The 22,249-nt window shown below is 64.7% G+C and carries 23 protein-coding genes and 1 tRNA gene; 8 read left to right on the forward strand and 16 right to left on the reverse strand.

Annotation, left to right across the window (positions count from 1 at the left end; all coding sequences use genetic code 11):
* Positions 1-26: 26 nt before the first annotated feature.
* From recJ to E5162_RS04560, 3 genes are all read right to left on the reverse strand, one after another.
* The gene (gene recJ / locus E5162_RS04550) at positions 27-1,823 is read right to left on the reverse strand and encodes a single-stranded-DNA-specific exonuclease RecJ (protein WP_135943745.1); all 1,797 of its coding nucleotides are present in this window, start codon (positions 1,821-1,823) and stop codon (positions 27-29) included.
* Complete coding sequence (glpX, locus tag E5162_RS04555; protein ID WP_135943746.1) at positions 1,823-2,776, reverse strand: class II fructose-bisphosphatase; 954 nt, start codon at positions 2,774-2,776, stop codon at positions 1,823-1,825. Before glpX ends, recJ begins: the two co-directional genes overlap by 1 nt.
* A 75-nt stretch (positions 2,777-2,851) precedes the next feature.
* Positions 2,852-3,187, reverse strand: a complete 336-nt coding sequence (locus E5162_RS04560) for a hypothetical protein (protein WP_135943747.1) — start codon at positions 3,185-3,187, stop codon at positions 2,852-2,854.
* A gap of 86 nt (positions 3,188-3,273) precedes the next feature.
* On the opposite strand from E5162_RS04560, the gene phaC reads away from it, so the two are divergent.
* Positions 3,274-5,232: a class I poly(R)-hydroxyalkanoic acid synthase gene (gene phaC / locus E5162_RS04565; RefSeq protein WP_135943748.1), complete on the forward strand. Its 1,959-nt coding sequence runs from the start codon at positions 3,274-3,276 to the stop codon at positions 5,230-5,232.
* Here phaC and E5162_RS04570 read toward each other — a convergent pair.
* From E5162_RS04570 to rplM, 3 genes are all read right to left on the reverse strand, one after another.
* Positions 5,229-5,858 carry a class I SAM-dependent methyltransferase gene (locus E5162_RS04570; protein WP_135943749.1) on the reverse strand — a complete coding sequence of 210 codons (630 nt, stop codon included), beginning with the start codon at positions 5,856-5,858 and terminating at the stop codon, positions 5,229-5,231. The two genes, phaC and E5162_RS04570, sit on opposite strands and share 4 nt — an antisense overlap.
* Positions 5,859-6,019: 161 nt before the next feature.
* On the reverse strand, positions 6,020-6,520 hold the full coding sequence (rpsI, locus tag E5162_RS04575) for a 30S ribosomal protein S9 (protein WP_135943750.1): 501 nt from the start codon (positions 6,518-6,520) through the stop codon (positions 6,020-6,022).
* Between the two features lie 2 nt (positions 6,521-6,522).
* On the reverse strand, positions 6,523-6,987 hold the full coding sequence (rplM, locus tag E5162_RS04580) for a 50S ribosomal protein L13 (RefSeq protein ID WP_135943751.1): 465 nt from the start codon (positions 6,985-6,987) through the stop codon (positions 6,523-6,525).
* A gap of 232 nt (positions 6,988-7,219) precedes the next feature.
* Between rplM and E5162_RS04585 the strand changes: the two genes are divergently transcribed.
* Positions 7,220-8,641, forward strand: coding sequence for an alkaline phosphatase PhoX (locus E5162_RS04585; protein ID WP_135943752.1), 1,422 nt, complete (start codon positions 7,220-7,222; stop codon positions 8,639-8,641).
* Positions 8,611-9,621, forward strand: a complete 1,011-nt coding sequence (locus E5162_RS04590) for a hypothetical protein (RefSeq protein ID WP_135943753.1) — start codon at positions 8,611-8,613, stop codon at positions 9,619-9,621. The genes E5162_RS04585 and E5162_RS04590 overlap by 31 nt, the downstream gene beginning before the upstream one ends.
* Positions 9,622-9,632: 11 nt before the next feature.
* On the opposite strand, the gene E5162_RS04595 is transcribed toward E5162_RS04590, so the two are convergent.
* Positions 9,633-10,739: a COX15/CtaA family protein gene (locus tag E5162_RS04595; RefSeq protein ID WP_135943754.1), complete on the reverse strand. Its 1,107-nt coding sequence runs from the start codon at positions 10,737-10,739 to the stop codon at positions 9,633-9,635.
* Positions 10,740-10,911: 172 nt separating this feature from the next.
* On the opposite strand from E5162_RS04595, the gene E5162_RS04600 reads away from it, so the two are divergent.
* Genes E5162_RS04600 through E5162_RS04610 form a run of 3 tightly spaced genes read left to right on the forward strand, consistent with a single transcriptional unit; the run spans position 10,912 to position 13,829 of the window.
* Positions 10,912-12,090: an acyl-CoA dehydrogenase family protein gene (locus E5162_RS04600; protein ID WP_135943755.1), complete on the forward strand. Its 1,179-nt coding sequence runs from the start codon at positions 10,912-10,914 to the stop codon at positions 12,088-12,090.
* A gap of 24 nt (positions 12,091-12,114) precedes the next feature.
* Positions 12,115-13,239 (forward strand): acyl-CoA dehydrogenase family protein, encoded by a 1,125-nt coding sequence (locus E5162_RS04605; RefSeq protein ID WP_135943756.1) that lies wholly within the window; start codon positions 12,115-12,117, stop codon positions 13,237-13,239.
* A 53-nt stretch (positions 13,240-13,292) separates the two neighbouring features.
* Positions 13,293-13,829, forward strand: a complete 537-nt coding sequence (locus tag E5162_RS04610; RefSeq protein WP_158291194.1) for a paraquat-inducible protein A — start codon at positions 13,293-13,295, stop codon at positions 13,827-13,829.
* Between the two features lie 35 nt (positions 13,830-13,864).
* On the opposite strand, the gene E5162_RS04615 is transcribed toward E5162_RS04610, so the two are convergent.
* The 3 genes from E5162_RS04615 to E5162_RS04625 all read right to left on the reverse strand — a co-directional run bounded on the left by E5162_RS04615 (position 13,865) and on the right by E5162_RS04625 (position 16,047).
* Positions 13,865-14,308: a hypothetical protein gene (locus E5162_RS04615; protein WP_158291195.1), complete on the reverse strand. Its 444-nt coding sequence runs from the start codon at positions 14,306-14,308 to the stop codon at positions 13,865-13,867.
* Positions 14,309-14,386: 78 nt separating this feature from the next.
* Positions 14,387-14,830 (reverse strand): BLUF domain-containing protein, encoded by a 444-nt coding sequence (locus tag E5162_RS04620; RefSeq protein ID WP_135943759.1) that lies wholly within the window; start codon positions 14,828-14,830, stop codon positions 14,387-14,389.
* Between the two features lie 14 nt (positions 14,831-14,844).
* The gene (locus tag E5162_RS04625; RefSeq protein ID WP_135943760.1) at positions 14,845-16,047 is read right to left on the reverse strand and encodes a hypothetical protein; all 1,203 of its coding nucleotides are present in this window, start codon (positions 16,045-16,047) and stop codon (positions 14,845-14,847) included.
* A gap of 203 nt (positions 16,048-16,250) precedes the next feature.
* Here E5162_RS04625 and E5162_RS04630 point away from each other — a divergent pair, with 203 nt between their 5' ends.
* Positions 16,251-17,663: an amidohydrolase family protein gene (locus E5162_RS04630; RefSeq protein WP_135943761.1), complete on the forward strand. Its 1,413-nt coding sequence runs from the start codon at positions 16,251-16,253 to the stop codon at positions 17,661-17,663.
* 96 nt (positions 17,664-17,759) lie between these two features.
* Here E5162_RS04630 and E5162_RS04635 read toward each other — a convergent pair.
* The 6 genes from E5162_RS04635 to E5162_RS04660 form a co-directional block, all read right to left on the reverse strand.
* Positions 17,760-17,837: transfer RNA gene (locus tag E5162_RS04635), tRNA-Pro, on the reverse strand.
* A gap of 141 nt (positions 17,838-17,978) precedes the next feature.
* Positions 17,979-18,473 carry a MerR family transcriptional regulator gene (locus E5162_RS04640; protein ID WP_135943762.1) on the reverse strand — a complete coding sequence of 165 codons (495 nt, stop codon included), beginning with the start codon at positions 18,471-18,473 and terminating at the stop codon, positions 17,979-17,981.
* Positions 18,474-18,475: 2 nt separating this feature from the next.
* Entirely contained in the window at positions 18,476-18,778 is a 303-nt protein-coding gene (locus E5162_RS04645; protein WP_135943763.1) for an integration host factor subunit alpha, read from the reverse strand.
* Between the two features lie 79 nt (positions 18,779-18,857).
* Positions 18,858-19,826: a beta-ketoacyl-ACP synthase III gene (locus tag E5162_RS04650; protein ID WP_135943764.1), complete on the reverse strand. Its 969-nt coding sequence runs from the start codon at positions 19,824-19,826 to the stop codon at positions 18,858-18,860.
* Positions 19,823-20,890: a phosphate acyltransferase PlsX gene (gene plsX / locus E5162_RS04655; protein WP_135943765.1), complete on the reverse strand. Its 1,068-nt coding sequence runs from the start codon at positions 20,888-20,890 to the stop codon at positions 19,823-19,825. The genes E5162_RS04650 and plsX overlap by 4 nt, the downstream gene beginning before the upstream one ends.
* A gap of 121 nt (positions 20,891-21,011) precedes the next feature.
* Complete coding sequence (locus E5162_RS04660) at positions 21,012-21,557, reverse strand: ubiquinol-cytochrome C chaperone family protein (protein ID WP_135943766.1); 546 nt, start codon at positions 21,555-21,557, stop codon at positions 21,012-21,014.
* Positions 21,558-21,672: 115 nt separating this feature from the next.
* Here E5162_RS04660 and E5162_RS04665 point away from each other — a divergent pair, with 115 nt between their 5' ends.
* Positions 21,673-22,173, forward strand: a complete 501-nt coding sequence (locus E5162_RS04665; RefSeq protein WP_135943767.1) for an outer membrane protein assembly factor BamE — start codon at positions 21,673-21,675, stop codon at positions 22,171-22,173.
* Positions 22,174-22,249 lie beyond the last annotated feature (76 nt).

Below are 22,249 nucleotides of genomic sequence, written 5' to 3' on the forward strand. Positions count from 1 at the left end.
CGGGTGAAGAAAAAGCTGCATCATTGTCAGCGCGCCGGAGCGAGGTCCTCCAGATGCAGTTCTGCCCTCCGGCCGAAGCGGTTATCGGAAGCCTTGAGCCGTCCTGCCACGTGCCAAGGCCCTTCTCCGCCTGAGAGCAGAGCCTGCCCAATCGGATCGTCCGCCCGGCGGAACGCGATGCCGCCCAAGCGGGATCCGCTGGCATCCTCGAACGCAAACCGGACATGGTCCTGACCCACGCGTTCGGCATAGGTGCAGCGCAGGTCTGCAAACGCAAAGCGCGGCTCGGGATGGCCGGCGCCATAAGGCGCGGCCTTGTTCAATGCTTCGCAGAATTCAAAGCTGACAGCGCGGGCACTCATGACCGCGTCGAAACGCGCCGTGCGCGCCTCGTCTGCCTGCTGCCACTCTGCCCCCAGCACCTCGGCCATGAAGGTGCGAAACGCGTCCACGCGTTCGGCGGCTATGGTCAAACCGGCCGCCATGGGATGGCCGCCGCCGGCGATCAGCAGACCTTCACTTTGCGCCCGCGAGATGGCAGCGCCCAGATTGACGCCGGGCACCGAGCGTCCTGATCCCTTGCCCAGACCGTCTTCCGTAAGCCCGATGACGATGGCGGGCCGGTTGAAGCGCTCTTTGAGGCGGCCTGCCGCGATGCCTATGACGCCGGCATGCCAGTTCATCCCGGCCGCAATGAGAACCGGAGTCATATCGTCGGGCGGGCTGGCTTCGATTTCGGCCATAGCTGCGCCAAGAACCTCAGCTTCAATGGCCCGCCGCTCGGCGTTGAGGGCATCGAGCTCGGCCGCAATCGACCGCGCTTCGGTCCTGTCGTGCGCACTCAGCAGACGCACCCCCAGATCGGATTTGCCGACCCGCCCGCCCGCATTGATCCGGGGTCCGATGAGGAACCCGGCCTGGTATGGCGTCGCCGGACCCTCCGCCCCCGCAATCTCGGCCAGCGCTGCAAGGCCGGGCCGGGTCCACGCGCTCATCACCTTGAGACCCTGAGCCACGATCGCACGATTGATCCCGGTCAACGGAACGACATCGCAAATCGTGCCGAGGGCTGCCAGATCTGCCAGCGCAAGGACGTCCGGCTCCTGCATGTTCTCAAATGCCGCGCGTCGCCGACCTTCACGGTTGAGAGCGGCCAGCAGGATGAAGGTGACACCCGCTGCCGCCATATGCCCGCAGTGTGAGCGATCACCGGCCTGATTGGGATTGACCAGGGCCACGGAGGGCGGAACCTCCTCCTTCATCATGTGATGGTCGACGACGATCACCGGCAGGTTCAGGGCCTGCGCCGCTTTGAGCGGCTCGATGGAGGCGGCACCGCAATCGAGCGTGATCACCAGTTCGGCGCCCTGCGATTTCAAAGTTTCGAACGCGGCCGTGCTGGGCCCGTAGCCCTCCTCGATACGATCGGGGATGTAGACTAGCGGTTCCTGACCGACGGCGCGCAGCCACTCGATCAGCTGCGCCGCAGAGCTAGCCCCGTCCACGTCGTAATCGGCAAACAGTGCGATCTGCCGGCGAGCTTGCACCGCATCCCAGATAAGACCCGCGGCCTTGTCCATGTCGATGAAGAGCGAGGGATCGGGGAAGCAGTCGCGCAGCCGCGGATTGAGGAAAGCTGCCGCCCCGGCGGCGTCGATCCCTCGCGATGCCATGAGGCGGGCCAGCGTATCGTCGCATCCTGCCGCACGGGCTATGTCGCCGATGAGCCGATCATCGGCCTCGCTAAGCTGCCAGCGCTTGCCGGAAAGCGAGCGCTCGACGCCGAACAGGGCGTTTGAGCTGGAGAGTGGCGGCGTGGCCATTATGCCGGACGCCGGGTCTCCACGATCCGGCGCGCTCCGCTGACCGAGGACAGAACCAGGCTCTCGGTTGACACATACCCTTCCCCGCGGCGCACGCCGGCCAGCATCAGGCCTTCGGTGACGCCGGTGGCGATAAAGACGCAATCCTTCGAGGCCAGTTCGTGCTCTGCGTATTTGCGTTCCAGGTCGGTGATACCGACCCGGCTGGCGCGCTCACGCTCTTCGTCATTGCGAAAATGCAGACGGCCTTGCATCTGACCGCCCAGGCAGCGCAGGGCTGCAGCGGCCAGCACGCCTTCAGGCGCGCCACCCCGGCCGATATAGATGTCCGGACCGCCATCGGGGTCCGCGACAGAGATAACACCGGCCACGTCACCATCGGGGATGAATTCGATACGCGCGCCGACCCGGCGGATGTCGTCCACGATGTGCTGGTGACGTTCGCGCTCGAGAACACAGACGGTGATATCGCGAACATCGACACCCTTGGCCTTGGCCAGAGCCTGCACGTTCTCGGATGGGGAAGCATCCAGATCGATCACGCCCTTAGGGTAGCCCGGACCAATCGCAATCTTGTCCATGTAAGTGTCCGGCGCATGCAACAGTCCTCCACGCGGCGCGATCGCCAGGACCGCCAGCGATTCGGGCAGTCCCCTTGCCGTCAGGTCCGTGCCTTCGAGCGGATCGAGCGCAATGTCGATTTCCGGTCCCTCCCCGGTTCCGACTTCCTCGCCGATATAAAGCATCGGCGCTTCATCGCGTTCGCCCTCGCCGATCACGATGCGCCCGCGCATGGCCATGGCGTTCAAGCCCTTGCGCATCGCATCCACCGCAGCCTGATCGGCGGCGATCTTGTCGCCGCGCCCGGCGAGACGTTCGGCAGCAATGGCGGCCATTTCAGCCGCATTGAGGGCTTCGAAAGCGAGACGATCGAGCGCGCGGCCGTCGGACATGACTAAATTCCTTCCAGAGTGGGGCGATGCCGGTGTGAGCGGCCTGTATTCTCTAACCTGATTTGGGTGGCGTGATCACGAGCCAGGCGCAGGCGGCGGCGCGTTTCGCTCGCGCGCCTGACGCACGTAGGCACCGGTATCGACCGGCTCGTCGGCAATGGCCTCTGCGCGGGCTCGTACCTGCGCAGCGAGGACAAGCAGACGCCGGGTTGTCGCTGCAACTTCGATGCGATCTTCCGGGTCAAGTTGATAGCGTGGAACGGTCGCGGGCGGCGCGATCCGGCGCCCTTCCTCCAGGCTGGCGTCCAGCCAGGCCGCCTCGTCGGCAGCCTCCCCCATACCCGCACACCCGGCCGAGGCGAGCGCAATCGTCGCGCAGCAGGCCTGCACCAGGCGGTGAAAACTGATCAAGAGCGGTCTCCCGTGATTGGACGCGCAGATGGCTTTCTATACGCTGAAGTCTTCGTCTGTCACCTCTCGTGAAGAAGGCACTTGCCATGGCCGACAGCAAGTCTTCTGGCCCGCCTCGCCCGAAGCCCGTTTCGGACTCCGAATCGAAGGACTCGTCTGCAAAGCCGCAGGCGGCTGCGACCCCTTCGCCGGAGGCCGATCCGAGCCTGGCCGAGCAGTCGCCCAAGGTGCGCTCCTTCTCCGATCTGACGCAATTGGGCGCGTTGAACGAGGCCGAGATCAAGCATCTCGATGCCCTGTCCCGCAACCTGATGGACACGGCGATGAAGAGCCAGACCCTGCTCGCTGAAATGATGGCGAGTCCCGACCGGCCCGGCCCGGGCCTTTCGCTGGAGACACTCTCGAAAAGTCCGGATATGTCGCGGGTTTTCGAACAGGTCGTGGCCGATCAGGACCTGATCATGAAGGCCCAGAGCGACCTTCATCAGGGCTATCTGGATCTGTGGTCGGGTACGGTGTCGAAGTTGATGAAGGCGCCCGCCGAGCCTGTGATCGAGCCGGCTCCGGGCGACAAGCGCTGGCGCGGCGAGGAATGGTCCAGCCACCCGGTTTTCGATGCAATCAAACAGTCTTACCTGCTCAATCAGCGTTTCATGATGAGCCTGGTCGAAGGGGTAAGGGGCGTGGAAGATCGCGCCAAGCGCCGGGCCGCCTTTCTCACCCAGCAATTCATGGATGCGATGGCGCCCACCAATTTCGCCCTGACGAACCCCCAGGTTCTCAAGGAAACCTATGAAACCCAAGGCGAAAATCTGAGCCGCGGCCTGATGAATCTCGCCCGCGACCTGGAGCGCGGCAAAGGCCGGCTGGCGCTGTCCCAGACCGATATGGAGGGATTCAAGATCGGCGAGAACCTGGCGACAACGCCGGGAAAGGTCATATTCCGCAACGAGTTATTCGAGCTGATCCAGTACACGCCACGCACGCAGAATGTCCGCCGGCGCCCGATTCTCATCGCCCCGCCCTGGATCAACAAATTCTACATTCTCGATATGCGGGCGCAGAACTCGATGATCGCCTGGCTGCTCGACCAGGGCTTCAGCCTCTTCCTGATGAGCTGGGTCAACCCGGGTCCGGAGCTGGCTGAAGCCGGGATGGAGGATTACATGAAGTCCGGGCTTTTCAAAGCGCTGGACGTAACACTTGAGGTAACGGGAGAGGCTCAGGCCGACGTCGTGGGTTACTGCATCGGGGGCACGATGCTGGGGGCCGCCCTCGCCTACCTTGCCAAGGACGAAGACGATCAACGTATTGCTTCGGCGACATTTTTTGCCGCCCAGCTGGATTTCGAGGACCCCGGCGAGCTGATGGTGTTCATGGAGGACGGCTGGGTCGGCGAAATCGAGCGGATCATGGAATCCCAGGGCGGCGTGCTCGACGGCCAGATCATGGCGGATACGTTTAATGCCTTGCGCGCCAATGACTTGATCTGGTCTTTCGTGGTCAACAACTACCTGCTCGGCAAGCAGCCCCAAGCCTTCGACCTGTTGTACTGGAATGCCGACCAGACGCGCATGCCCAAGCGTCTACATCTGAGCTATCTCAATGCGTTTTACCGCCATAATCTGCTATCTCAATGCAAAATGACGCTCGATTCCCGTCAGCTCGACCTATCTGAGGTGACCGTCCCAGTCTTCATGCAGGCCAGCATCCGCGACCATATCGCGCCGGCCGCCTCGGTCTATCGCGGCGCAAAACTGTTCGGAGGACCGACCGAGTTCATGCTGGCCGGATCGGGGCATATCGCCGGCGTTATCAATCATCCCGACGCGAACAAATACCAGTATTGGAGCCGGACCGACCTTCCCGGCGATTTCGAGGCGTGGAAGTCCGGCGCGACCGAGACCGAGGGCTCCTGGTGGCCGCACTGGCGCGACTGGCTCTATCGTCTGAGCGACGAGACGGTGGCGGCCCGCGACCCGGGCAGCGAGGCCTACCCGCCCGTGTGCGACGCGCCGGGCGAGTATGTGAAGGTTCGCGGCTAGGCGCGGTCTTCCTTTCGCGCGATGACGAAGACCGCGATCGCCCCGTCCTTGCGCCAGCATTGCTCGACCCGGAAACCGGCCTCCTCCAATTTCTTGAGGTGATCGGCTTCTGAAAAGACTGCGACGCGCGGTAGCAGGCCGAGCAGCCGGCCGATTGGAAGGATCGCGCGAATCCATCCCATCCGGTCGCCAAGACACGCCGTGGTCGAGACCAGATAGCCCCCAGGCGCCAGGCATTGGCCGATTTTCGACAGGGCGGCTTCGCGGTCGCCGAGAAGATGCAGCAGCGAATGGGCCATGACGACACCGAAGCGCTTCGCTGGGGGCTGGAAGGTGTCGAGGTCAGCAACGGCGAACTCAACGTTCGAGACGTCAGCGGTTTCCGCCTTGCGGCGAGCGATCCCGATCATCGCTTCGGAGACGTCGGTGGCCAGAACCGAACCCACATAAGGCGCATGCTCGAGCGCAATGGATCCGGTCCCGCAGCCGAACTCCAGCACCCGGGTCTCCCGGGTCAGATAGCGGCGCGTGAGTGCGAGCTTTCGCTCATAGGCCGCCTGATCGGCGATGGGCGACTCCGCGTAGTTGCGGGCTTTGCGGTTCCAGAACCGGGCATCGTGTCTCATGAGCGATCCTGCGCAAGGTCTCGCCCATCCTGGCCGCAATGCCTGCGTGACGGCAATCCCTCCCTCCCGGTCCGGTATCGGGACGACCGCTCATTCGCCAAACAAAACGGGCGGCTCCACTGGAGCCGCCCGCCTGGCAGACCAAAACTGCAAGTGCCGTCCTAGCGCTTCGAGAACTGGAAGCTCTTACGGGCTTTCTTGCGGCCGTATTTCTTACGTTCCACGACACGGGAGTCGCGGGTCATGAAGCCACCGGCTTTCAGCACGGCGCGCAGGCCCGGCTCGTAATAGGTGAGCGCCTTGGAAATGCCGTGACGCACCGCACCGGCCTGGCCGGACAGGCCGCCGCCGGTCACCGTCGCGACGACATCGTACTGGTCGGTGCGATCGGCCGCTTCGAACGGTTGTTGCAGCAGCATGCGCAGAACCGGACGAGCGAAGAATTTCTCCTGCTCGCGGCCATTCACGGTGATCTTGCCGTTGCCCGGCTTGATCCAGACGCGGGCGATCGCGTTCTTGCGCTTGCCGGTGGCATAGGCGCGACCGAACTCGTCGATCTTGGGTTCGGCCTGAACGGCCTCTTCAGCATCTGCGACGACCGGCGCGTCCGCTTGTTTGAGCGCGGATTTCAGGTCTTCGAGAGAGCGAGCTTGTTCAGCCATGATCAGCTCCGCGCGTTTTTGGTGTTGAGGGACTTGAAGTCGATCGTCTCGGGCTGCTGGGCCACATGCGGGTGTTCGTCACCGGCATAGACACGCAACTTGGACATCTGCGAACGCGCCAGGGGGCTATCCTTGGGCATCATGCGCTCGACCGCCTTTTCGACGACGCGCTGCGGGAACCGGCCTTCCAGGATCTTGCGGGGGCTGGTTTCCTTGATGCCGCCCGGGTGACCGGTGTGGCGGTAATAGCGTTTGTCCTCGAACTTCTTGCCCGTGAACTTCACCTTGTCGGCGTTGATCACGATAACATGGTCCCCGGTATCGCAATGCGGGGTGAAGTCGGGGCGGTGCTTGCCGCGCAGGCGGGTCGCCACGAAAGCCGCCAGGCGGCCCACGACAGCGTCCTCAGCATCGATCACAATCCACTTGTGTTCGACCTCTGCGGGCTTTGCGGAGAAAGTCTTCATCGCTCAAGCCTTTACTCGAAAGCATTTGCGCGCCGGAGCCCACCTCCGCCGCGATCAGGCGCGCTGTCTACGCGAGGTGTGGCATCGGGTCAACTCACCGTTCCAGAAAATAAGCAAAAACAGTCATTTGAAAGCATGGTAACAGGTTACCGTCAAATTGCGGCCCATCCGGTACTCACAGGCCCTAAACCCCGCTAGATAGAGACCTACCCGCTGCCACACGACCGATGTCATGACCCTTTCCCGCCGAAGCTTCCTGCACCGCGCTGCCGCCACCAGCACGGCCTTCACCGGCCTGGCGAGCCTGGCTGCTTGCGCGCCGCGCGGGGTGGATGGCTATCTCAACCAGGTGGCCGGATACGGTCCGCTGCAGCGCGACCGGCGAGGCCTGATCGATCTGCCGCGGGGCTTCGACTACCAGATCCTGTCTGAAACCGGCGACCGGATGAGCGACGGGCTGATTGTGCCGGGCGACCCGGACGGCATGGCGGCATTCACCGACGCTTCGGGGAAGATAAGGCTCGTGCGCAATCACGAGCTGATGCCGGACGAGCCGGAGAAGTCGGCGTTCGGCACGCGCGCCGAGCGCATGAGCCGGATCGACGAAACGCGCATCTATGACCGGGCCGGCGACGGCCTGCCCTATCCGGGCGGGACGACCACCCTGGTCCTGGACCCTGAAAGCCTGCGCATCGAGGCGCAATTCCTGTCGCTGGCGGGCACGGCAAACAATTGCGCCGGCGGGCCGACGCCCTGGAATAGCTGGATCAGCTGCGAAGAGACGCTGGTACGCCGGGGAGAGGATGCCGGCGTTGATCACGGCTATGCGTTCGAGGTGCCCGCGGGCGCCAACGGGCTCGTCGAGCCGCAACCCCTGCGCGGCCTCGGCCGGTTTCGTCATGAGGCCGCCGCGGTCGATCCCGTCACCGGCATCGTCTACCAGACCGAGGACGACGAGCCGGCGCTCTTCTACCGCTTCATTCCAGATTATCCCGGCGAGCTGTGGCGTGGCGGCCGGCTTCAGGCCCTGGCCATCGAGGGCCGCCCGGGAGCCGATCTGAGAAACTGGGAGGAGAGCCCCTCCCCGGTCCCGGCCGGGCGCCAGCTTGATGTGCGATGGATCGACCTGGAGGATATCGACAACCCGCAAGACGATCTGGCCGCGCGTGCCATCGCGGCCGGCGCGGCGCGCTTCACCCGCGGCGAAGGGATGTGGTTTGGCGACCGGGAGCTCTATTTCTGCTGTACCGATGGCGGGCCTGCCCGGATCGGGCAGATCTGGCGTTACCGGCCGAGCCGGTTTGAAGGCTACGCTCAGGAACGCAGCGAAAGCGGGGTGCTGGAGCTGTTTGTGGAAACCACGGATGCGCGCCGGCTGGAGAAATGCGACAACATCACCATCGCGCCCTGGGGCGATCTCATCGTCGTTGAAGACGGCGACGCAGACCAGTTCATCCGCGGGGTGACGCCTCAGGGGCAGATTTACACGATTGGCCGCAACGCACACAGCGATTCAGACGGCGAATACAGCGAGATAACCGGACCATGCTTTTCACCGGACGGAACGACACTCTTCTTCAACGTGCAGCAAGCACCGGGACGCACCTTCGCCGTGCGTGGCCCATGGCCGCGGCGGTCGCTGGACTTGGCCTGACGCTCACCGCGTGCGGCGACGCCCCCGAGAGCGACACCGCGGCGCCGGGCGAGAGCGCGCAGGTCGACACGACGCGTGTGGACAGCGCCATCGTCACCGTCGCCTTCGATCCCAGCCGGCCCGTCGACGACCTCATCTTCCTGCCCGACTCCGATGCGCCCTGGCAGGGCCTGATCGCCGCCTCGCTGAGCGATGGCGGTTACGAGGTCTTCAACCTGGATGGCGAAGTGGTCGGTGGCGAGGCCGGTCCGCGCCTGCGCAGCATCACCGCCGCGCCCGACTTTGCCCTGCGCGGTCTGACCATTCCGCTGCTCTTCGGGATCGACAGCGACGGCGCTGTGCGCGCCCAGGCCTTCATCGCCGAGGAAACGACCTTCATCGAGGTTGGCCTCACCGGCGAAGGCCTCGAGGACAACGCCACGGCTATCTGTCACGCCGGCTCGGGCATCGGCTTTGTCGATATCGCGCTGCTCAACGATGACGAAACCGCCCAGATCTGGCGGGTCGAGGACACCGGGCAGGACAATCTGCAACTGACCCTGCAATCGCAATTCGACCTGCCCTTCCCTGCCCGGGCCTGCGCCAGCGCCGGAACCGAGCTGATCGTTACCGGGCCGACCGGCGGAGCCGCACGTCTGGACCGGGACGGACAGGTCGTGGCCGATATAGAGGGCTACTCCCTGGCCGATGTCGCCTATGGCGAACTGCTCGGCCGGGCCGTCGCGATCGCACCGCTGGGCCAGGACGGACAGCTGGGCGTGTTCGACGCCAATTCGATGGAACCGATCACGCTGATCGAGTTCGAGGAAGGACTGAACGCACCGGCCATCCTGCAGCCGGGCGCGATCGATCTGACCGACGCCAATTTCGGCGGCTCGCCCTTCTCCGGCGGTCTGCTGGCCGTTTACGACCGCGAGGACGGCCGCCTGAAGCTTATCGGGCGAGACGTCATCACGCGGATCGTCGTCGCTCCAGAATAAGCATTGGTGCGCTAGGCGCCTGACGGGGCGGCCCGGGCGGCTTCGCCGTCCGCCTCGCTGCGAGACAGGAGCCAGGCCGCGTAGCCGGACACGCCGAAGAGCGCGATGGCCCCGGCCTGGTGCAGCAGCGAAAGCGAGAGCGGCGCCGCGTGAACCAGCGTCGCGATGCCCAGGAGCACCTGGACGATCAGGACAGCCGGCACCAGCAGGGCCAGGCGGGAGACGGCGCCCGTTCCCTGGCGGCGATAGCGCCAGGCCAGAAGAAGGCCCGCCACGGTCAGGACATAGGCAAACCAGCGATGCTGGAGCTGGACCGCCGGTCGGCTTTCGAAGATGGCCTGCCAGAACGGCATGCCACCGAGATAGCCATCGGGGATGAGCCGGCCCTCGAAGAGCGGCCAGCTGGTGTAGATCCGCCCGGCATCCAGCCCGGCGACGAAGGCACCGAGGGCGATCTGTACCAGGACCCCGGCCCAGAACAGTCCAGCGAGCGCGAACAGGCCGGATCGCCGTGTGAGGACTTGCGCCCCATAACGCAGGTCGAGCGCGGTCCACAGGGTGAGGCCGAGAATGAGGAAGGCCATGGAGAGGTGCGTGGCCAGCCGGTACTGGCTGACATCGAGCCGGTCTGCGAGACCGGACGACACCATCCACCACCCGATGGCACCCTGAAGCCCGCCGAGAGCGAACAGAATCCACAGGCGCGGGCGCAGACGGCGCGGGGCAATGCCCCGGACCAGGAAGATGAAGAAGGGCACGGCGAAGACCAGGCCCAGCGTACGCCCGAGCTGGCGATGGCCCCATTCCCACCAGTAGATGAACTTGAACTCGTCCAGGCTCATGCCCCGGTTCTGTTCCTGGTATTCGGGAATCTGGCGGTATTTTTCCAGCTCCGCCTCCCAGCCCGCTTCGCTCAGCGGCGGAACGGCGCCGGTCACCGGGCGCCATTCGGTGATGGAAAGCCCGGAATCGGTGAGCCGCGTCGCGCCGCCCACCACGATCATGGCGCACACGAACAACGCCACGATGACCAGCCACCAGAACATCGCCCGGCTGGTGCCGGGGGCGGTGAAGGCGCGCGGCAGACGCGCATCGGCCGGTTGGGTCAGGACGCTCATGGGTTTCCTCAGATGTGCTCGTCAGCGCGCTAAATACCTGCCTGCCCGGCGAGGGCAAGACGGACGCGCGCTTTCGCCGCGCCACCTGCCGACGACATTTTCATTCCGGGGGGCTGGCAAGCGGCCTGAACGCGGCCTACCCTTGACGTAAACGTCAATGGGAGGAGACCACATGTCCCTGGAAGAATTTCGCGCCGAAACCCGCGCGTGGCTCGAAGCCAATTGTCCCGACAGCATGCGCACGCCGATCTCCGGCGAAGGCGATATCTGCTGGGGCGGGCGCGACTGGAAGTTCAAGAGCGAGGACCAGCGGCTCTGGCTGGAGCGTATGGTCTCCAAGGGCTGGACCGTTCCCGCCTGGCCCACCGAGTATGGCGGCGGCGGCCTGTCCAAGGACGAAGCCTTCGTGCTGAAGGAAGAGATGAAGCGCATCGGCGCGCGCAGCCCGCTGGACAGCTTCGGCATCTGGATGCTCGGCCCGGCCCTGCTGAAATTCGGCACGCACGAGCAGAAGCTGGAACACCTGCCCCCGATCGCGCGCGGCGAAATCCGCTGGTGCCAGGGATATTCCGAACCCGGCGCGGGCTCCGACCTCGCCTCGCTGCGCACCAAGGGCGTGCTGGACGGCGATCACTACACGGTGAACGGCCAGAAGGTCTGGACCAGCTATGCGGACAAGTCCGACTGGATCTTTGCCCTGGTGCGCACCGAGCCGGATGCGCCCAAGCACGAAGGCATCTCCTTCCTGCTGATCGACATGGCTCAGGACGGCGTCTCGACCAAGCCGATCAAGCTGATCTCCGGCAAGTCGCCCTTCTGCGAGACCTTCTTCGACGATGCCAAGGCCCTGGTGAAGAACCGGGTCGGCGATGCCGGCCAGGGCTGGACCATCGCCAAATACCTGCTGAGCCATGAGCGCGCGAGCATCGTGTCCGAAGGCGCGTTCGGCGGGCTCAACCCCATCACGGCGGCGAAAGCCTCCGGCGAGATGGACGAGGACGGCAAGCTGGCCGATCCGATCCTGCGGGGCGAAGTGGCCAAGCTGACCATCGATGGCCTGGCCTTCGAGGCGACCATGCGCCGTGTGAAGGAAGAAGCCGACCATGGCGAGGGCGTCGGCGCGCGCGCCTCCGCGCTGAAATATCTCGGCACCGAACTCAACAAGCGCCGGCACGAGCTGAACATGAGCGCGCTCGGGTCGGACGGGTTGTTGTGGGAAGGCGACGCGGAGAGCGATGGCGATCCGGCGCGCAACTGGCTGCGGGCCCGGGCCAACTCCATCGAGGGGGGGACGAGCGAGATCCAGCTCAACATCGTGGCCAAGCGCGTGCTCGAGCTTCCCGGCGGCTAATCTGATACTTTAAGGAATTACTCGATGACCTTCATTCTTAACGACGAAGAGCAGATGCTTCGCGACAGTGCGAAGTCGTTCCTGAAACAGACCTCGCCGGTGTCGGCGCTGCGCAAGCTGCGCGATGACAAGGACCCGGTGGGCTATTCGGCCTCGGTCTGGTCGTCCATGGCCGAGATGGGCTGGTGCGGCGTTCTGGTCGAGGAAGACCATGGCGGGGTGGATCTGGGATACACCGCCGCCGGACTGCTGCTGCAGGAGATGGGCCGGACGCTGTGCGCCTCGCCGTTCCTGCCCACGGCCGTGCTGTCGGCGAGCGCCCTGCGCCTGGCCGGTTCGGATGCGCAGAAATCGGCCTGGCTGCCCAAGATCGCGTCCGGCGAGGCCGTGATCGCGTTCGCCGTCGACGAGAAGGCCCGCCACAACCCGGAAAGGATCGACACCAAGGCGATCAAGGACGGCAACGGCTTCCGTCTGAGCGGCGAAAAGCGCTTCGTGTCCTGCGCCATGGGCGCGGATGCCTTCATCGTCGCGGCGCGCACCGAGGACGGGCGCATCAACCTGTTCCTGGTCGACGCCGATGCGGCCGGGGTCGAGCGCACCGCGCGCCGCACGCTGGACAGCCACGTGCCGGCCGATATCCGCTTCGACGACGTGAAGCTGGACGGCGACGCGCTGCTGAACGGCGCAGAGGACAGCGAGACCGCCTATCGCCATGTGCTGGATGCCGGACGCGCCTGCCTGGCGGCCGAAAGCCTGGGCGTCGCCGAAGAGGCCTTCGACCTGACCGTCGACTACATCAAGGAACGCGAGCAGTTCGGCCAGCCGATCGGCTCCTTCCAGGGCCTCCAGCACCGGGCCGCCCATCTGTATTCGGAGATGGAGCTGGCGCGCACGCTGGTCATGAAGGCGCTGCGCGCGCTGGACGAAACCCCGTCCCAGGCGCCGCTCTGGTGCGCCGCGGCGAAGGCGAAAGCCACCGAGGTCTCGCGCCTGGCCGGCTCGGAAGGCATCCAGATGTATGGCGGCGTCGGCATGACCGACGAGTACGATATCGGCCTCTACTACAAGCGCGCCCAGGCGGCGGGCGAGTTTCTGGGCGACGATAGCTGGGGCGCCGGACAGGTCGCGCGCCTCTCGGGTTACTAGAGAAAGCCTTGATGGGAGAAGACAGGGCAGCGGGGCTCGGGCATAATCGGTCCATGACCCGCTCCCTGGCCTCCCCCTCACCCGATCTGCATGGCGCTGGCGGCGCACTGGGACGCGCCTTCCTGTTTCTCGGGATCATGCTCCTGCCGCTCGGGCTCACCCTGCCGCTGATGGAGACTGCGCGCCTCGTGGTGCTCAGGGCGACCTATTCGGTGCTCGAAACGATTCAGGTCCTGTGGGCGACCGAGGAATTTGCCCTCGCCCTGATTCTGGGTGTGTTCTGCGTGGCGATACCGGTCGCGAAGGCCTGCCTCCTGACCTGGCTTCACCTGTCGTCGCGGGCATTCGGCCGCAGGGCGCTGCGCCTGGTCGACATCCTGGGCAAATGGTCGCTCAGCGAAGTCCTGATCGTGGCCGCGATGATCGTCTTGTGGTCCTCGGACGGGTTTTCCAGCGCCGCGAGCCTGCCCGGCCTGTGGATTTTCGCCGCGAGCACAGTCCTGCTCATGCTGGCAGCAGGACAAATCACACGCGATGCCAGACGGCACCTGGGCGCAGAGGCACCGCCTGCGAGCCGCGAAGGGGTTTAAGGCTAAAGGTTCGAGCGGATGCGGGCGTCTTCGGTCTACTCGCGGGGCAGGTTCAAAATCGGGTCCGGGAGAACGCGGCCGATTTGCGCGCAGACCTGCGCCCAGTCTCCGATTGCGAGGGCGTTCACACCCAGCTTCTGAGCCTGGCGCGAGGCATGCGCGGCCCGCATCAGGGTCAGGTCTCCGTAAATATAGACCAGCGACTCCAGCCGGCCGATAGACGGCTCGAGCTTCTGGAAGAATTGCGCGTACTCATCGGGATTGAGCATCGGGAGCGCGAGCCGGTAATCGATCAGGAAATGGCGGTAATCGCCGCCATCCAGACGCTGGATGATGCGATCCGCATTGCGCATGCTGGCACTGAACCGGGTTTCGCCCAGAAGTGCCGCATAGCGGCAGTCCGGCGCGAGATCGAGGGCATAAATCCGCCCGTCCTCATCCGCGGGAGTCTGGAACACCGTGCTGCCGTCCATCATCATTCGCCCCTGCCTCAATCGTTTCATCCACGCGAGTAGAGCAGAAAATGGTACCGCCAAGGTTAAGCTTGCGGCCCGTGCTTACTCATCGTCCTGGGACCGGGGCGCGACGGACAGGATACTCTCCTCATCGGCCGCGCGCTGAAGGCGGGCCAGCAGCTGGTCGACCGGTTGGTTTTCCAGGTCCTCGACGCTGTATCCCGGCAGAGGCGGCAAAGTGATATTGAGCAGGGCCATCGACCATTTGGGGAACAGCCGGGTTTCGACCGGCTCATCGATGCGGATTGTCATGTTGGTATGACGCGGGTCGCCAAGAAGCCGGTCCACGAGCGCCCCCATCGGTCCGGGTGGGCCCTCGATGTACTGAAGGAAGCGGCCACGGTCATAGGCGAGTACGCCGGTGATGTCGTCGGCGCGGTTATTGCGCTCGCTTTCCATCATAATTTTCGAAATGGCCGCACGGAAGTCGTCGCGGTCGGCCCTGATCAGGCTCTGGCTAACATAGAGGATGCATTTCAACGACATGGTACGTTCCAGGGCTAATGCTGCTCGGCCGCATGAGGGCGAGACGCGAAGGGATCGTATTTTTCAGGAGGCTGGGGAAACCGGGCCGGTTTGGGAAAGATGCTCCCCTGAAACAGGTTCACGCCGAGCTTGATACTCTCCTCCACCACGGGAAGGCTGGTGCAATCGTCCATTGCGATGGCGGCCCGAAGGTGCGCGGCTCCGCTCTGAAAGCGGATAAGCGCATTCATGTCGCGTTGCAGGGCTTCGCAATCGCGCGGCGCAGAGATCACGAAACCATCCAGGCGGCCCTCGAAGAACCGGTCGCACCGGGCCTGACGAAAATCAATATCAAAGAAGACCCGCCGGAAAAACAGGCTGGCAAGACGGGTGACTTCCGCATAGCGCGTAGACGGCGCGTCTGCCGGAGCGTTCAGGATGCGCAAGGCGAGGACTTGTTTGAGGCGATCGGGCAACTCAGCCAGTCTTGCCGCATAAATCACACGCAAGCGCGCCACTGTCAGTGTTTCAAAAGAAACCGGTACCGCGAGAAGGCAGCTTCGTCCGCGATCGAGACAGTCGGCCGCATGAGCCGACACGCGTGCAAGGACCGCGATGTCGAACTTAAGCAGGTCTTCCGGCCTATGCGTACCGGGCAGTACCCGGTGGAAGACGCGATCGGGCTGGCGGCGTAAATCCAACAGTGGCATCGCGCAACGCAAGGCGATATGTCCGCTCGCCGACGCCCAGACCGGCTGATAGAACAAATCGAAGGCAGGGACACCTGGCCGGGACGCGACTGTTTGCGGACCCGCCTTCTCGTACTCTTTGGCAGCGGTATCGAGCGCCGTGGAATCTGCGGCATCGATCAGGCCGGAGATCGACATCGGCATCGTGCCGGTCTCCAGTGCGAGTTCCTTGAGATAATCGGTGCCCAGAAAGAAGACTTTCAGTTCGCGCTCAATGCGTTCGGCCAGAGCAGGCGCGCTCTCGCCGCGATCGGGCGATGGCAGGACGAGAAAGCCGTTGCCGGCGCGCAGCATCAGGTCACGCGGGCCGATGCGCTTTTTGATGAAAGTTTCACAGGTCTCGAAGATGCGGGCTTTGACCTTGGGCCAGCGTTCGCCATAGCGCTCGGCCAATTCGTCCAGGTTCAAGAATTTGAACTGGCTCGCGCTGACATCATCCGCGCCGGCCAGAGCCTCGCGAAACGCCTTCAGATTGGCCAAGGACGTCATATGATTACCGCTAGTCCCCTGTTTATTTAGGGAATTATTTATTCAATCGACCCCATTGGGGACCCAAAAGATTGTTTAAACGTAAATGATAAACACGTTCAATGTTTGTAGGTATTCAAATGAAACTTTCCCGCCCCTCGCCCGTCGGGCAAACAGCCCGTAACGTGTGATCGGTTCGGGATGCCCGGTTTCAGGCGATCGTCATGATGCAAACTCTTCTCACCGGGCTTGCCGCCCTCGTCTGGGCAGCGATGAGCAGTGCAAGCGCGCAGGAGCCGCCAGACGGGCTGGATCCGGTGGCCCCTTTTCTTGCTTTTGAAACCGGTCCGGTCCTGATCGAACGGACGGCATTGATCGACGGCACAGACGGTCCGGTCCGGCGCGGCATGAGCGTGCTGATCGAAAACGGACGCATCGCCGGGGCCGCTCCGGACGGCACGATAGACGCGCCGGCCAGCGTGCGCCGTATCGACGGCGCTGGCGCTACGCTGATCCCCGGGCTGATCGGGGCGCACGATCACACCCACATGCCAGGTGCCCCGCTGCTGCAGCGCGCGGCGAGCCGGCTTTATCTGGCGGGCGGGGTGACCACGATCCGGACGGTGGGCGCGGCCTCCCCGATTGCCGATCTGGCCATGGCCGAAGCGGCCGAGACCGGCCGTGCAGCGGCGCCGCGCGTGTCCACATCCTCACCCTATGTCAGCGGGCCGGGCGATGCGCCGGTGATGGTCCAGCCTGCCAGCGAGGAGGAGGCGCGGGCCTTCGTACGGCGCTGGGCCGAAACCGGCGTGGACTGGATCAAGCTTTACCGCCGGGTGGAACCGGATATCGCGCGTGCCGTGATCGACGAGGCGCATGCGCAGGGCCTGCGTGTGGCGGGACATTTGTGCTCTCTCACCTTTGCAGAGGCGGCAGACATGGGGATCGACACGATCGAGCACGGGCTGGTCTCCGCATCCGATTTCCTGACCGGCAAACCAGAGGGAGAATGCATCGGAGGCTCTGTGGGCAATATGGAGCATGTCGACCCGGACGGCGACGCCGCGCGCGCGGTCTATGGCGCCATGATCGGGAACGGCACGGCGCTTGTCTCCACCTTGACGATCGTCGAGAGCCGGTTCGCCCATCGCTATCAGGGCGAGGAGCGGGTCGTGCGCTATCTGGCCCCGGCGTTTCGCGAGACCTACGAGGCGCGCCAGGTGGCGCTACGAGACGTCGCCAGCACGAGCGAGCCCAGTGCGGCATTTGACAACGCGATGCGCTTCGAGCGTGCCTTTCATGAAGCCGGCGGGCTTTTGGCAGCCGGGGTGGATCCGGGCCGTCACAACCTTCCCGGCTTCGGAAATCAGCGCAATTACGCGCTGTTTCTGGAAGCCGGTTTCGCGCCGGAAGAGGCCATCCAGGTCATGACCCTGAACGGCGCACACATCATCGGGCGCCAGGATGAGCTGGGTTCGGTGGAGGCTGGAAAGTTCGCCGATCTGGTGCTGCTGGATGGCGACCTGATCTCCGATCCAGGCGCGATCACGCGGCCGCGCCTCGTCTTTCTGGGCGGCAGGGCATTCGATCCGGACGCGTTGCTGTCCGGCCTGGAAGGTCGCGTGGGACTTCAATGAGGCGTGCGGCTGGCGATGCCGGCCACGGCGCCAGCCGACTTCGGACCCAGCACCGCTAGGGCTGCGCGCGAAACACATCAACGAAAAAGGGAGGAATGGTCGGAACGGCGGGATTCGAACCCGCGACCCCCGGTCCCCCAGACCGGTGCGCTAACCGGGCTGCGCCACGTTCCGACTGATGCCCACTTCGCCAGGGGGGTAAGGCGAAGGAAGCGGCGTTATAGGCGCGCGGGCCGCGGGCGGCAACCGCGATTGTGAGCCGACTGACAGTGACCGCCAAAGGGCCGATTAGAAAGGCAGCCGGCCCCGCAGAGCTCAGCTCTCCATCGCCTGGCGCAGCGAGTCGCGCGCGCCGATCAACCGCTCGAGCACGTGTTCCAGCCTGGCGCGGCCGGCCGCGTCTAGCGGTGCCGTTGCGCCCACCGGGGTTGCGCTCTCATCATTGGTGCCGGCCTCTGGCCGGGCGCTCTCGGCATCGGCCGCAGCGTCTGGTGTCTCGGAAACACCAGGCGCGTCGGAAAAGGGCGAGCCGCCGCCTTTTCCAAGCTCGGCCACGACGGCCACCCCGTGGTCGCGTAAGTATTTCTGCGCCCCCTTGATGGTGAAACCCTCTTCGTAGAGGAGCTGGCGCAAGCCCTTCAGAAGCTGAATGTCCTGGGGACGGTAGAGCCGCCGCCCGCCATTGCGCTTGAGCGGTTTGAGCTGGGTGAATTTCGACTCCCAGAACCGCAGGACGTGCGCCGGCAGGTCCGCCTCTTCGGCGGCCTCGGAAATCGTGCGGTAGGCGTCGGGCGACTTCTCGGAAGCCATTCTTATTTCGCCAAGGCCTCGTCGATGCGATCCTTGAGGACCTGGGACGGCTTGAACACCAGCACGCGGCGCGGGTCGATCGGCACTTCCTCGCCCGTCTTCGGATTACGGCCCATCCGGCCATTCTTCTCGCGCAGGGCGAAAGACCCGAAGGAGGAGAGCTTGACCGTTTCACCGCCGGCGAGCGTGTCCGCCATCAAGTCCAGCACCGACTCGACCAGGGTGGCGGAGTCCTGTCGCGACAGCCCGACTTCCCGGTAAACGGCTTCGGCCAGATCGGCACGGGTCAGTGTCTTGCCAGTCATCGAAACACCCTCAATTAAAATACCACCCCGAGCCTACGTTGTCTCGATAGATACGGTCAACGTTAACCACGCTGGAGCCTCAATAACGTGCTAACGCCGCGCCCCAGGTGAAGCCTCCGCCGAGCGCTTCCATCAAGACCAGGTCGCCGCGCTTGACCCGGCCATCGGCAATCGCAGCCTCGAAGGCCAGCGGAATCGATGCCGCTGACGTATTCCCGTGTCTGGCGACTGTGGAGACCACTTTCTCGACGGGAATGTTCAGCCGCTTGGCCACGCCGAGCAGGATGCGTTCATTGGCCTGGTGCGGAATGAACCAGTCGATGTCCGCGATCTCGCGCCCCGAAAGTGCAGCCAGCTCGGTGATGGAACCGGCAATCTTGGTCACGGCGTGCTTGAAGACCTGATTGCCCTGCATGCGCAGATGCCCGACCGTTTGCGTCGCGGACGGCCCGCCATCCACATAAAGAAGGTCGCGGAAGCGCCCGTCCGAGCGCAGATGCGTGGCAATCAGGCCTTCATCTTCGGCCTCCTCGCCCGCAGTCAGAACAACTGCTCCCGCCCCGTCACCGAACAGCACGCAGGTCGCGCGGTCCTCCCAGTCCAGGATGCGCGAGAAGGTCTCGGCCCCGATCACCAGGGCGCAGCGCGCCTGCCCGGCCTTGATGAAATTGTCGGCGGTGGCCAGCGCATAGATAAAGCCGGAACACACGGCGTGAACGTCGAAGGCCGCCCCCTGCTCCACCCCCAGCTTTTCCTGGATGATGGTTGCAGTCGCGGGAAAGGTCAGGTCCGGTGTCGCCGTGGCCACGACGATCAGATCGACGGCGCCGGCGCTGATCCCCGCGTGTTCGAGCGCCGCCCGCGCGGCGTGCGTGCCCAGATCGCTGGTCAGTTCGCCCTCGGCGGCAATGCGGCGCTCGTGAATGCCGGTGCGCTCGCGGATCCACTCATCACTGGTTTCCACAATCTCGCACATGTCCGCATTGGTCATGACCCGTTCCGGGAGATAGGCGCCAACGCCGGCGATGCGGGAAATCGTGCGGGTCACGCGTGCTCCTCTTCGGATCCGGACTGCGGGGCTGCGGCCTGGACGGCTTCCAGACGCGCCAGATTCTGTTCGATCTCGGTCAGGAAGTGACTGTCGGCCATCTCAAGGGCGATGCGCAGCGCCGTGGCAAAGCCCGGACCGTCCGTTCCGCCATGACTTTTGACCACCACACCGTTCAGGCCGAGGAAAACGCCGCCATTGACGTTGTTCGGGTCCATGCGCGCCCGCAATTGCTTGAGCGCGCCCATGCTGAGCAGCGCGGCGCCAAGCTTGGCCAGAGGCGAGCTGGTCAGCGCTTCGCGCACCCAGCCGCCCACCAGGCGGGCGGTGCCTTCGGCCGTCTTCAGCGCAACATTGCCAGTGAAGCCGTCGGTCACGACGACATCGGTGGTGCCAGCCGAGATATCATTGCCCTCGATGAAGCCGCGATAATCCATGTCGAGCCCGGCTTCGCGCAGGAGGGTATCGGCATCGCGCACGACCTGATCGCCCTTCAGCTCTTCCTGGCCCACGTTCAGCAGGCCGACGCTGGGGCGGCTCACACGGTGGACGGCGCGATGGAAGGATTCGCCCAGAACCGCGAACTCGACCAGCTGTTCGGGCGCGCAATCCACGTTCGCGCCCACATCCAGAACCGTGCAAAATCCCTGAGGCACCGGCCAGCTGGCGGCGATGGCCGGGCGGTGCACGCCTGATTTCATGCGCAGGATGACCTTGGAGATCGCCATCAGCGCGCCGGTATTGCCGGCGGAGATGGCGACATGCGCCTCCCCGTCCTTGATGGCGTGAACCGCATTCCACATCGAGGAGCCGCGCGCACGCCGGACCGCCTCGGACGGCTTGGCATCCATCGAGACGGTCTGGTCGGTGTGGCGAATCTCGCAGACCTCGGCGAGTGCCGTGTGGCGCGCGAGCAGCGGACGGATGCGCGCCTCGTCGCCATGCAGGATCAGCCGCACAGGGCGCTGGCGTCCCTTGAGGAAATGAGCGGCGCCATCGACGATGCTCTCAGGGGCGTGGTCGCCCCCCATGGCATCGACAGACAGGACCAAGGGTGAAGGCATGAATCAAATCCGGTCCAACGACCCGCCGGGGGCGGGTCAAAACGCGCGAAACTTACCCCATGACCTGCTCAATGCAAGCCGGGCCGGACAGGGGTAATGGCAGGCAGAACGCGATAGAGGCCTATTGCGGCGAGGCGAATCGGGGCCGCGACCGGCCGTCGATCAACAAGGCAGGGTCCTGATCGGCCAGAAGCGTCTCGCTGTCCAGCATGTAGCGCGCAAGCGTACGGCCGGCGGCGGCAGCGCGCTCATGGCCGTCCTCGTCAAACAGGTTGCGCTGGATGATCGTGCCGAGCCCGGCTGCGTTGCCGGTATCGAGCGCGTCGTCATAGGCTTTCGCCCGGCCGTAGAACGCCTCGCCCATCTCGCGGATCTTCTTGCCGACTTTCAGATCGCCCGTGCCCATTTCGCGCAAGGCCGCATCGAGATCGTCGAACATGCGGTCGAACAACGCTTGCGAGGCCGCGGAGCCCGCCTCCCCGCCCGCGCGCAGGCGCCGCATCACCAGCACGGCGTGCAGGACGATCATGTCGAAGCGGCCATCGACCGTGTCCGGCGCCCCGGCAGCCGAGTACAGAACAGGACGGCGCGCGGCGGCCACCACGTCATCGTAAAGGCGCGCTCCGACCGCTTTCATCGGGTCTTTTTTGAACAGCCGTGCGAACATGTTGTTGATGGCTCCCTTCACACAGGACTTGAAGCTAAGATCATCGCCCGGTACGTCAATGTTGCGCTGCCGCTGAGCCAGCGCGACAGATCTGCTCAAGGAGGGCGCAAGCCCCATGTCACTGCGACGCTCTCTGGCCGTTTCCGCCGTTCTGACCGGCGCCCTTCTGGCCGCCGCCTGCAATCCGACCCTGCGCACGCACGGCTATCGCTATTCCGATGGCGAGGTGCCCGAGTTTACCGTCGGCGAGGATACCGAGGCCACAGTGCTGGATACCCTGGGCAATCCGTCCACACGCGGCGCGTTCGAGGACAACACCTGGTATTACATCAGCGCGACGCGCGAATACCTCGCCTATCTGAGGCCCGAAACGCGCGACCGCCGCGTCCTGACGCTGCGCTTCGACGATAACGGCACGCTGGCCGAGATCGAGGAATACGGCGTGGAGGACGGCCGCGTCGTCGCCTTCATCGATCGCGAAACGCCCACGCGCGGACGCGAGCTGACCGTGCTGGAGCAATTGCTGGGCAATGTCGGACGCCTGCCGGGCGAAACCTTCGGCGGCGAGCAGAACCTGCCCGGCGGCGCGGGCGGCCCGCGCCCGGATGGAAGCTAGGCGGCCAGCCATAGAACGGACGAAAGAAAAAGCCCCGGTCCTGCGACCGGGGCTTTCTCGTTTTCAACGATCAGAT

The sequence above is a fragment of the Marinicauda pacifica genome (genome assembly GCF_004793635.1).
Lineage (GTDB): Bacteria > Pseudomonadota > Alphaproteobacteria > Caulobacterales > Maricaulaceae > Marinicauda > Marinicauda pacifica.

Excerpts from the sequence above, each read along its gene's own strand:
- recJ (WP_135943745.1), bottom strand. The coding sequence starts at position 1,823 with ATGGCCACGCCGCCACTCTCCAGCTCAAACGCCCTGTTCGGCGTCGAG.
- glpX (WP_135943746.1), bottom strand. The coding sequence starts at position 2,776 with ATGTCCGACGGCCGCGCGCTCGATCGTCTCGCTTTCGAAGCCCTCAAT.
- phaC (WP_135943748.1), top strand. The coding sequence starts at position 3,274 with ATGGCCGACAGCAAGTCTTCTGGCCCGCCTCGCCCGAAGCCCGTTTCG.
- E5162_RS04570 (WP_135943749.1), bottom strand. The coding sequence starts at position 5,858 with ATGAGACACGATGCCCGGTTCTGGAACCGCAAAGCCCGCAACTACGCG.
- rpsI (WP_135943750.1), bottom strand. The coding sequence starts at position 6,520 with ATGGCTGAACAAGCTCGCTCTCTCGAAGACCTGAAATCCGCGCTCAAA.
- rplM (WP_135943751.1), bottom strand. The coding sequence starts at position 6,987 with ATGAAGACTTTCTCCGCAAAGCCCGCAGAGGTCGAACACAAGTGGATT.
- E5162_RS04585 (WP_135943752.1), top strand. The coding sequence starts at position 7,220 with ATGACCCTTTCCCGCCGAAGCTTCCTGCACCGCGCTGCCGCCACCAGC.
- E5162_RS04590 (WP_135943753.1), top strand. The coding sequence starts at position 8,611 with ATGGCCGCGGCGGTCGCTGGACTTGGCCTGACGCTCACCGCGTGCGGC.
- E5162_RS04595 (WP_135943754.1), bottom strand. The coding sequence starts at position 10,739 with ATGAGCGTCCTGACCCAACCGGCCGATGCGCGTCTGCCGCGCGCCTTC.
- E5162_RS04600 (WP_135943755.1), top strand. The coding sequence starts at position 10,912 with ATGTCCCTGGAAGAATTTCGCGCCGAAACCCGCGCGTGGCTCGAAGCC.
- E5162_RS04605 (WP_135943756.1), top strand. The coding sequence starts at position 12,115 with ATGACCTTCATTCTTAACGACGAAGAGCAGATGCTTCGCGACAGTGCG.
- E5162_RS04610 (WP_158291194.1), top strand. The coding sequence starts at position 13,293 with ATGACCCGCTCCCTGGCCTCCCCCTCACCCGATCTGCATGGCGCTGGC.
- E5162_RS04615 (WP_158291195.1), bottom strand. The coding sequence starts at position 14,308 with ATGATGATGGACGGCAGCACGGTGTTCCAGACTCCCGCGGATGAGGAC.
- E5162_RS04620 (WP_135943759.1), bottom strand. The coding sequence starts at position 14,830 with ATGTCGTTGAAATGCATCCTCTATGTTAGCCAGAGCCTGATCAGGGCC.
- E5162_RS04625 (WP_135943760.1), bottom strand. The coding sequence starts at position 16,047 with ATGACGTCCTTGGCCAATCTGAAGGCGTTTCGCGAGGCTCTGGCCGGC.
- E5162_RS04630 (WP_135943761.1), top strand. The coding sequence starts at position 16,251 with ATGATGCAAACTCTTCTCACCGGGCTTGCCGCCCTCGTCTGGGCAGCG.
- E5162_RS04640 (WP_135943762.1), bottom strand. The coding sequence starts at position 18,473 with ATGGCTTCCGAGAAGTCGCCCGACGCCTACCGCACGATTTCCGAGGCC.
- E5162_RS04645 (WP_135943763.1), bottom strand. The coding sequence starts at position 18,778 with ATGACTGGCAAGACACTGACCCGTGCCGATCTGGCCGAAGCCGTTTAC.
- plsX (WP_135943765.1), bottom strand. The coding sequence starts at position 20,890 with ATGCCTTCACCCTTGGTCCTGTCTGTCGATGCCATGGGGGGCGACCAC.
- E5162_RS04660 (WP_135943766.1), bottom strand. The coding sequence starts at position 21,557 with ATGTTCGCACGGCTGTTCAAAAAAGACCCGATGAAAGCGGTCGGAGCG.
- E5162_RS04665 (WP_135943767.1), top strand. The coding sequence starts at position 21,673 with ATGTCACTGCGACGCTCTCTGGCCGTTTCCGCCGTTCTGACCGGCGCC.